7 protein-coding genes are annotated in these 9052 nt (G+C 69.5%); 2 read left to right on the top strand and 5 right to left on the bottom strand.

The window, feature by feature from the left end; translation table 11 throughout:
• Positions 1–145: 145 nt before the first annotated feature.
• The gene (gene hisS / locus MQP27_RS32985; RefSeq protein ID WP_242771193.1) at positions 146–1408 is read right to left on the bottom strand and encodes a histidine--tRNA ligase; all 1263 of its coding nucleotides are present in this window, start codon (positions 1406–1408) and stop codon (positions 146–148) included.
• A gap of 13 nt (positions 1409–1421) precedes the next feature.
• On the bottom strand, positions 1422–2135 hold the full coding sequence (locus tag MQP27_RS32980) for an MBL fold metallo-hydrolase (protein ID WP_242771190.1): 714 nt from the start codon (positions 2133–2135) through the stop codon (positions 1422–1424).
• A 190-nt stretch (positions 2136–2325) separates the two neighbouring features.
• Between MQP27_RS32980 and MQP27_RS32975 the strand changes: the two genes are divergently transcribed.
• Positions 2326–3147, top strand: coding sequence for a peptidylprolyl isomerase (locus MQP27_RS32975; protein WP_242771176.1), 822 nt, complete (start codon positions 2326–2328; stop codon positions 3145–3147).
• A gap of 168 nt (positions 3148–3315) precedes the next feature.
• Positions 3316–4545: a DUF349 domain-containing protein gene (locus tag MQP27_RS32970; protein WP_242771172.1), complete on the top strand. Its 1230-nt coding sequence runs from the start codon at positions 3316–3318 to the stop codon at positions 4543–4545.
• 64 nt (positions 4546–4609) lie between these two features.
• On the opposite strand, the gene MQP27_RS32965 is transcribed toward MQP27_RS32970, so the two are convergent.
• The 3 genes from MQP27_RS32965 to secF all read right to left on the bottom strand — a co-directional run bounded on the left by MQP27_RS32965 (position 4610) and on the right by secF (position 9051).
• Positions 4610–7144 carry a RelA/SpoT family protein gene (locus MQP27_RS32965; RefSeq protein WP_242771168.1) on the bottom strand — a complete coding sequence of 845 codons (2535 nt, stop codon included), beginning with the start codon at positions 7142–7144 and terminating at the stop codon, positions 4610–4612.
• Between the two features lie 246 nt (positions 7145–7390).
• Positions 7391–7930, bottom strand: coding sequence for an adenine phosphoribosyltransferase (locus MQP27_RS32960; protein ID WP_242771153.1), 540 nt, complete (start codon positions 7928–7930; stop codon positions 7391–7393).
• Complete coding sequence (secF, locus tag MQP27_RS32955; protein WP_242771150.1) at positions 7927–9051, bottom strand: protein translocase subunit SecF; 1125 nt, start codon at positions 9049–9051, stop codon at positions 7927–7929. Before secF ends, MQP27_RS32960 begins: the two co-directional genes overlap by 4 nt.
• Position 9052 lies beyond the last annotated feature (1 nt).

Below are 9052 nucleotides of genomic sequence, written 5' to 3'. Positions count from 1 at the left end.
GATCTTCGGCAAACTCGGCGTCGACGACCGGACCGCCGCGGTGACCAACGCCATGCGCCACGGGCTGCTGGACCAATGACGGCTTCGTGGCCGACCGCACGGCAGCCGTCACCAGTGCCATGCGGTACGACCTCCTGGACCGACCTCAGCCCAGCCGGGACTCCAGCTCCGCCACGATCTCGTTCACGCCGATCGCCGTCTGCTCGCCGGACTCCATGTCCTTGAGCTGTACGACGCCCTCGGCGAGGTCGCGTTCGCCGGCGACCACCGTGTAGCGGGCGCCGCTGCGGTTGGCGTTCTTCATGGCGCCCTTGAGGCCCTTGGCGCCGTAGGAGAAGTCCGCCGCGATGCCGAGCTTGCGCAGCTCGGTGACCTTCGTGAAGAGGACCCGGCGGGCCTCGTCGCCGAGCGGCACCGCGTAGACGCTGGTCGCGGCCGGGATGTCCAGCTCCACGCCCTCCGCCTCCAGCGCCAGGACCGTGCGGTCGACGCCGAGGGCCCAGCCGACGGACGGCAGCGCGGGGCCGCCGATCATCTCCGACAGTCCGTCGTAGCGACCGCCGCCGCCCACCGCGGACTGGGAGCCCAGACCGTCGTGGACGAACTCGAAGGTCGTACGGGTGTAGTAGTCCAGGCCCCGGACCAGCTTCGGGTCGTCCTCGAAGGCCACGCCCGCCGCCGTGATCAGCTCGCGGACCTCCTCGTGGTACGCCTTGCAGGCGTCGCAGAGGTAGTCGCGCAGGAGCGGGGCGTCGCCCAGCTGCTTCTGGACCGACTCGCGCTTGTCGTCGAGCACGCGCAGGGGGTTGATCTCCGCCCGGCGCAGGGTGTCCTCGTCCAGGTCCAGGCCGCGCAGGAAGTCCTGGAGGGCGGCCCGGTAGACGGGGCGGCACTCCTTGTCGCCCAGGCTGTTGAGCAGGATCCGGAAGTTGCTCAGGCCCAGCGAGCGGTAGGCCTGGTCGGCCAGGATGATCAGCTCGGCGTCCAGCGCCGGGTCCTCCGCGCCGATCGCCTCGGCGCCGACCTGGGAGAAGTGCCGGTAGCGGCCCTTCTGCGGGCGCTCGTAGCGGTAGTACGAGCCGGAGTACCAGAGCTTGACGGGGAGGTTGCCCAGCTTGTGCAGGTTCGCCTCGAGGGCCGCGCGCAGCACGGACGCGGTGCCCTCGGGGCGCAGGGCGAGCTTGTCGCCGCCCTTGGTCTCGAAGGCGTACATCTCCTTGGTCACGATGTCGGTGGACTCGCCGACACCGCGGGCGAAGAGCTCCACGCTCTCGAAGCCGGGGGTCTCGATGTAGCCGTAACCGGAGTTGCGCAGGGGCGCGGCGATCGCCTCGCGCACCGCCAGGAACTTGGCGCTGTCCGGCGGGATCAGGTCGTACGTGCCCTTGGGGGCCTTGAAGGTGCTCACGGGAAGTCTCTCGTCACATTCCTCGTCGGGGAGCGGCATCGGTGTCCGCTCCCTGGCCGGCGGCCACCTGCCGCAAGTACGGGTTGGTGGCGCGCTCCTGGCCGATGGTCGTCTGGGGGCCGTGGCCGGACAGCACCACGGTCGAGTCGTCGAGCGGCAGGCACACGCGGGCCAGCGAGTCGAGCATCTCGGCCATGTCACCGCCGGGCAGGTCGGTGCGTCCGATGGAGCCGGCGAAGAGCAGATCCCCGGAGAAGAAGACCGACGGGATCTCGGTCGTCTCCGGCATCTGGAAGGTCACCGACCCCTTGGTATGGCCGGGCGCGTGCGCGACGGAGAACTCCAGGCCCGCGAGCGCCAGCCGCGTGCCGTCGGTCAGCTCCCGGACGTCGTCCGGCTCCCCCACGGTCAGCTCGCCCATCAGCGGCATGCCGATGGAGCGGCCGAGCGCCTTCTCCGGGTCCGCCATCATGTAGCGGTCCTCGGGGTGGATCCACGCGGGCACGTCGTGCGCGCCGCACACCGGGACGACCGAGGCCACGTGGTCGATGTGGCCATGGGTGAGGACGACGGCGACGGGCTTGAGCCGATGCTTCTTCAGCGCTTCCTCGACGCCCTCGGTGGCCTGGTGGCCAGGGTCGATGATCACGCACTCCTCACCGGCGGCGGGGGCGACGAGATAACAGTTCGTCCCCCAGGCCCCGGCGGGGAACCCGGCAATGAGCACGATCGTCCTTCGTTGTGTCGATACGGGCGGCTACGGCTGTGGTCAACGAATGGACACAGCTGCCGTCAGAGCCTACCGGCGCTGCCGAATCCTCAGCGAACCCATATACGGTACGGGGCACACGCAGGCGGTCGGCCCACCAGTCGCACGCGTACCGGTCGACGTACGAGAGGCATGAGGAGAAAACCCCGTGGTCACCCAGGAACAGCGGAAGCGGCAGCTCGCGCGGGAGAAGTTCTTGCGGCAGCAGCAGCGGCGCACGGAGGCGCGGCGCAAGGCACGCATGCGCAACTCGGTGATCGCCTCGGTGCTGGGCGTGGTCGTGATCGGCAGCGTGGCGATCTACACGACCGGCGTGCTGAAGAACGACGACGACAAGGCCGACGCGAGCGCGCAGACGACGCCGAGCGCCGCGGCCACCAGCAAGGCGCCGGACCCCTGCGAGAAGGCCGCCAAGGGCTCCGTGAAGAAGCTCAGCTGGAAGAAGGAGCCGGCGGTCACCATCGACAAGTCGGCGAAGTACACGATGAAGCTCGCCACCACGTGCGGTGACATAGACATCGCGCTCAACGCGTCGGCGGCGCCGCACACCGTGAACTCCTTCGACTTCCTGGCCGGAAAGGGCTACTTCGACCACACGAAGTGCCACCGCCTCACCACCAACGGCATCTACGTGCTGCAGTGCGGCGACCCCACGGGCAGCGGCAGCGGCGGCCCCGGCTACACGATTCCGGACGAGAACCTCAAGGACAAAAGCCTGAAGGGCGGCGTCTACCCGGCGGGCACGGTCGCCATGGCGAACACCGGGCAGAAGCACACCGGCGGCAGCCAGTTCTTCCTCGTCTACCAGGACAGTCAGCTGCCGGCCAGCTACACACCGTTCGGCACCGTTTCCGAATCGGGCATGAAGGTGCTGAAGAAAATCGCCGCGGCGGGCGAGAGCACGGGCCAGGGCGACGGAGCCCCGAACGCGACGGTCGTGATCAACAAGGCGACGGTCACGAAATCCTGACCCCGCCGGCACCGCTTCGGGGTCCCATCAGGACCCCGAGGTGCGAAATTTCGGTCGCGCGGGATGCGGACAGGCAACCCGCCGGTCGCCTATGTTGGCCGTGACGAAACTGTGGACGATGCCCGGGGGCAGTGAGGCCCCTCGCAGGCATCATGTGGAGGAGGCGCTGTGAGCAGCGACCCGTGGGGCCGCGTCGACGAGACGGGGACCGTGTACGTGCGTACGGCCGACGGCGAGCAGGTCGTCGGTTCATGGCAGGCCGGCTCTCCCGAGGAGGCGCTGGCCTATTTTGAACGCAAGTACGAGGGCCTGGTTGTCGAGATCGGCCTCCTCGAGAAGCGCGTGAAGACCACCGACCTGTCGGCGAAGGACGCGCAGGCCGCGATCGACCACATCCGTGAGCAGGTCGACGCGCACCACGCGGTCGGCGATCTGGACGCCCTGAAGGTCCGTCTGGACAAGCTGGTCGCGACGGTCGACGCACGGCGCGAGGAGCGCAAGCAGCAGCGCGCCAAGCAGTCCGACGAGGCGCGGCACGCCAAGGAGGAGCTGGTCGTCGAGGCGGAGCAGCTGGCGCAGTCCGACCAGTGGCGGGCCGCCGGTGAGCGGCTGCGGGCCCTGGTGGACACCTGGAAGGGTCTGCCGCGGCTGGACCGCAAGTCGGACGACGAGCTGTGGCACCGCTTCTCGCACGCCCGCTCGGCGTTCTCCAAGCGCCGCAAGGCCCACTTCGCGGCGCTGGACGCGCAGCGCGAGGAGGCCCGTAAGACCAAGGAGCGGCTGGTCGCCGAGGCCGAGTCGCTGTCCGGGTCGACGGACTGGGGTCCGACGGCCGCGCGCTACCGCGAGCTGATGACGGAGTGGAAGGCCGCGGGCCGCGCCCAGCGCGAGCACGAGGACGACCTGTGGAACCGCTTCCGCGGCGCCCAGGACATCTTCTTCGCCGCCCGCAGCTCGGTCTTCGCGGAGCGGGACGCCGAGCAGTCGGAGAACCTGAAGCTGAAGGAGGAGCTGGCCGAGGAGGCCGAGAAGATCCTCCCGGTGACGGACCTCAGGACGGCGCGTGCCGCGTTCCGCTCGATCAACGAGCGCTGGGAGGCCATCGGCCACGTCCCGCGCGACGCCCGGCCGAAGGTCGAGGGCCGGATGCACGCGGTGGAGCGGGCGATCCAGGAGGCCGAGGAGGCCGAGTGGCGCCGGACCAACCCGGAGGCACGCGCGCGTGCCGAGGGTTTGACCGGCCAGCTCCAGGCGGCCGTGGACAAGCTGAAGGGCCAGATCGAGCAGGCGCGCGCCCAGGGCAACAACGCGAAGGCCGACAAGCTGGAGCGTGAGCTGGAGGGCCGCCAGGCGCTGCTGGACCAGGCGCTGAAGGGCCTGCAGGAGTTCGGCGGCTAGAGGCACATCGTCATACGCAGCGGGCCCCGCACATGATGTGCGGGGCCCGCTGCGTCGGGTTGTTCTACGACCGTCGCGCCGACGTCACCCGGTACACGTCGTACACGCCCTCCACGCCTCGCACCGCCTTCAGCACGTGCCCGAGGTGCTTCGGGTCGCCCATCTCGAAGGTGAACCGGGAGGTGGCAACCCGGTCGCGGGACGTCTGGACGGCCGCCGAGAGGATGTTGACGTGCTGGTCGGACAGGACGCGGGTGACGTCCGAGAGGAGCCGGGAGCGGTCCAGGGCCTCGACCTGGATGGCGACCAGGAAGACAGAGGACTGGGTGGGCGCCCACTCGACTTCCAGGATGCGCTCGGGCTCGCGGGACAGTGACTCCACGTTCACGCAGTCGCTGCGGTGAACCGATACTCCGCTACCGCGTGTGACGAAGCCGATGATGGGGTCGCCGGGGACGGGCGTACAGCAGCGGGCCAGCTTGACCCACACGTCCTCGACGCCCTTGACGATGACGCCCGGGTCGGCGCTGGAGCGGCGTTTACGGCTGCGGCCGTGGGTCGGCGGGACCGCCTCGTCGATCTCCTCGGTGGCCGCCTCCTCGCCGCCGAGCGCGGAGACCAGCTTCTGCACGACGTTCTGCGCGGAGACATGGCCCTCGCCGATCGCCGCGTACAGCGCGGAGATGTCCGGGTAGCGCATCTCGTGCGCGAGCGTGACGAGGGAGTCGCCGGTGAGGATGCGCTGGATCGGCAGGTTCTGCTTGCGCATCGCGCGGACGATGGCGTCCTTGCCCTGCTCGATCGCCTCGTCGCGGCGCTCCTTGGAGAACCAGGCGCGGATCTTGTTGCGCGCGCGAGGTGACTTGACGAAGCCCAGCCAGTCGCGGGACGGACCGGCCCCGGCCGCCTTGGAGGTGAAGACCTCCACCAAGTCACCGTTGTCCAGGGTGGATTCGAGGGGTACGAGCCTGCCGTTGACCCGTGCTCCTATGGTCCGGTGGCCGACCTCCGTGTGGACCGCGTACGCGAAGTCCACCGGTGTGGCCCCGGCCGGGAGCGCTATCACGTCGCCCTTCGGCGTGAAGACGAAGACCTCGTTGCGGGACAGGTCGAAGCGCAGGGACTCCAGGAACTCGCCCGGGTCCTCGGTCTCCTTCTGCCAGTCCAGCAGCTGGCGCAGCCACGCCATGTCGTTGAGGTGGTCGTCCTTCTTGCCGGCCTTGGGCACGTCGGTGCGCACCTTGGAGGCTCCGGCGACGGCCTCCTGCTTGTACTTCCAGTGCGCGGCGATGCCGTACTCGGCGCGGCGGTGCATGTCGAAGGTGCGGATCTGGAGTTCGACCGGCTTGCCGTTGGGCCCGATGACCGTCGTGTGCAGCGACTGGTACATGTTGAACTTGGGCATCGCGATGTAGTCCTTGAACCGGCCGGGGACCGGGTTCCATCGCGCGTGCACGGTGCCGAGGGCGGCGTAGCAGTCGCGGACGGTGTCGACGAGGACGCGGATGCCGACGAGGTCGTAGATCTCCGCGAAGTCGCGGCCTCGCACGATCATCTTCTGGTAGACGCTGTAGTAGTGCTTCGGGCGGCCGGTGACGGTGGCCTTGATGCGGGCGGCGCGCAGGTCCTGCTGGACCTCGTCGGTCACTATGGCCAGGTACTCGTCGCGCTTCGGCGCCCGCTCGGCGACCAGCCGTACGATCTCGTCGTACATCTTGGGGTAGAGGATCGCGAAGGCGAGGTCCTCCAGCTCCCACTTGATGGTGTTCATGCCGAGGCGGTGGGCGAGCGGCGCGTAGATCTCCAGGGTCTCGCGCGCCTTCTTCTCCTGCTTCTCGCGCTTGAGGTAGCGCATGGTGCGCATGTTGTGCAGGCGGTCGGCGAGCTTGATGACCAGGACACGCGGGTCCTTGGCCATGGCGACGACCATCTTGCGCACGGTCTCGGCCTGCGCGGCCTCGCCGAACTTGACCTTGTCCAGCTTGGTGACGCCGTCGACGAGCAGCGCGACGGAGTCGCCGAAGTCGCGGCGGAGCTGGTCGAGGCCGTACTCGGTGTCCTCGACGGTGTCGTGCAGCAGACCGGCCATCAGCGTGGCCGGATCCATGCCCAGCTCGGCGAGGATCGTGGTCACCGCGAGCGGGTGCGTGATGTACGGGTCGCCGCTCTTGCGCTTCTGGCCGCGGTGCCAGCGCTCGGCGACCTGGTAGGCCTTCTCGATCTGGCGGAGGGTGGCCGTCTCGATCTTCGGGTCGTTGCTGCGCACTATCCGCAGCAGGGGCTCCAGGACCGGGTTGTACGGGTTGGAGCGCTGGACGCCGAGGCGGGCGAGGCGGGCGCGGACGCGGTTGGAGGAGCCGGTACGGGCGGGCTGGCCGGTGTTGGGGCGCACGGCCGGTGCGGTCGCGGGGGTCTCGGAAGCCGGGGGCGGCTTGGGGCGCGACTGCTCGGCGGACTTGTCGACGGGCGCGGACTGGGCGTGCTCGACCGGCCCGGCGCTGTCGTTCTTCGGCTGCGGTGTGCTCGGCGCGGGCTTGGCCGCGGCTGCCGAGGCGGGCTCGGGCTTGGCGGCGGTCAGGTGCTGGGCCTCGTCTGGCAAGAGGACTCCTCGTGCGCGATCCGGGTCCCCCGGTCAGGCTCCGGAGACCCCATGGTAGCGATCCTGGGCTCCGGGATCGCCTTCAGGCCAATGTGAGGGACGTCTACCCGTGTAACACGGGGGGCTGCCGCCGGCATTCCGGGAGGTGAAGTGCGGGAGCACGGGGGGTGTGCAACAGGGAACGGCCGCCCCGGACAGGTGCCGGGGCGGCCGTTCTCGTATCGGTTACGAGGTCTGCTGTGGACGTCAGACCACCAGCAGGGCCTCCAGTGGGGCGCCGCCCAGAGCCGGTTCCAGGCGGGCCCGGCCGGAGAGGAAGCCGAGTTCCATCAGGACCGCCAGGCCCGCCACCTCGGCGCCGGCCCGGCGGATCAGCTCGATCGAGGCCTCGGCCGTGCCGCCCGTGGCCAGGACGTCGTCGACGACCAGGATGCGGTCGTCGGCCGACAGGTCCTCGGCGTGGACCTCGATCTCCGCCGAGCCGTACTCCAGGTCGTACGCCTGGCTGAGCGTGGCTCCGGGGAGCTTGCCCGCCTTGCGTACGGGGATGAAGCCGAGGCCGGCGCGGACGGCGACCGGGGCGCCGAGGATGAAGCCGCGGGCCTCCAGGCCGACGACCTTGGTGGCGCCGGTGCTGGTGGCGATGTCCGCAAGCGCGCCGGTGAGCGCCGTGAAGGCCGCCGGGTCCGCCAGGAGCGGGGTGATGTCCTTGAACATCACGCCCGGCTCCGGGTAGTCGGCCACGTCGCGGATGCGGCTGAGCAGGAGCTCCTCGATGCCGGTCATCGTGCTCGCTTCCCGGAGGGGCGGCCGCGGCCGCGGTTGCGGGACGCGGGCTGGTTGCGCGGGCCGACGACCGCCGGGGCGGCGTCGTCCTCCGGCTCCTCGTCGTGCACCAGGTCCGCGCCGCGGGCCTCCGCCTGCTCCTCTTCGCTGGCCGCCTGGGCCCGCTTGGCGAGGACGCGCTTCTTGAGCGCCTTCATCTGCGGCTCGCGCTCCTTGAGGTCGGCGACGAGCGGCGTGGCGATGAAGATCGAGGAGTACGCACCGGCCGCGAGGCCGACGAACAGCGACAGCGAGATGTCGTTGAGCATGCCGGCGCCGAGCAGGCCGCCACCGATGAAGAGCAGGCCGCCGACCGGCAGCAGCGCGACCACGGTCGTGTTGATGGACCGCATCAGGGTGCTGTTGATCGAGCGGTTGGCGACATCGCTGTAGGTCCAGCGGGTCTGCTTGGTGATGTCCTTGGTCTGCTCCTTGAGGCTGTCGAAGACGACGACCGTGTCGTAGAGCGAGTAACCGAGGATGGTGAGCAGACCGATCACGGTGCCCGGTGTGACCTCGAAGCCGACGAGGGCGTAGATACCGGTGGTGATGGTGATGTCGTGGATCAGGGCGACGAGCGCCGCGACGGCCATGCGCCACTCGAAGGCGATCGCCAGGTAGATCACCACGAGGACCATGAAGATCCCCAGGCCCTGCCAGGCCTTGTTGGCGATCTGGTCACCCCAGCTGGGGCCGACCAGGTCCGCGGCGAGGTTCTCCGAGTTGACGTTCAGGTCCTTGGCGAGCTTGTCCTTGATCGCGTCGGACTTGTCGGTGTCGATGCCCGCGATCTGGATGCGCAGGCTGCCGTCGCCGAGCTTCTGGACGATCGCGTCGTGGCCGGAGGCCTCCTCCGCGAAGCTCTCGGCCGAGGCGACCGAGGTGCTCATGTGCTTCGGGGTGGTGAAGACGGCGCCGCCCTGGAACTCGATGCCCATGTTCAGGCCGCGCACCGCCAGGCCGAGGATGGCCGTGATGGTGATCAGGATCGAGACGCCGTACCAGATCTTGCGCTTTCCGACGAAGTCGTAACCGACCTCGCCGCGGTGCAGACGGGCGCCGAGGCTGCCGAGTTTCGACATC

Source organism: Streptomyces cylindrosporus (assembly GCF_022698165.1).
Taxonomy (GTDB): Bacteria; Actinomycetota; Actinomycetes; order Streptomycetales; family Streptomycetaceae; genus Streptomyces; species Streptomyces cylindrosporus.
The sequence above is the reverse complement of the archived record's forward strand: the minus strand, read 5'-3'. Positions and strand labels throughout refer to the sequence as shown.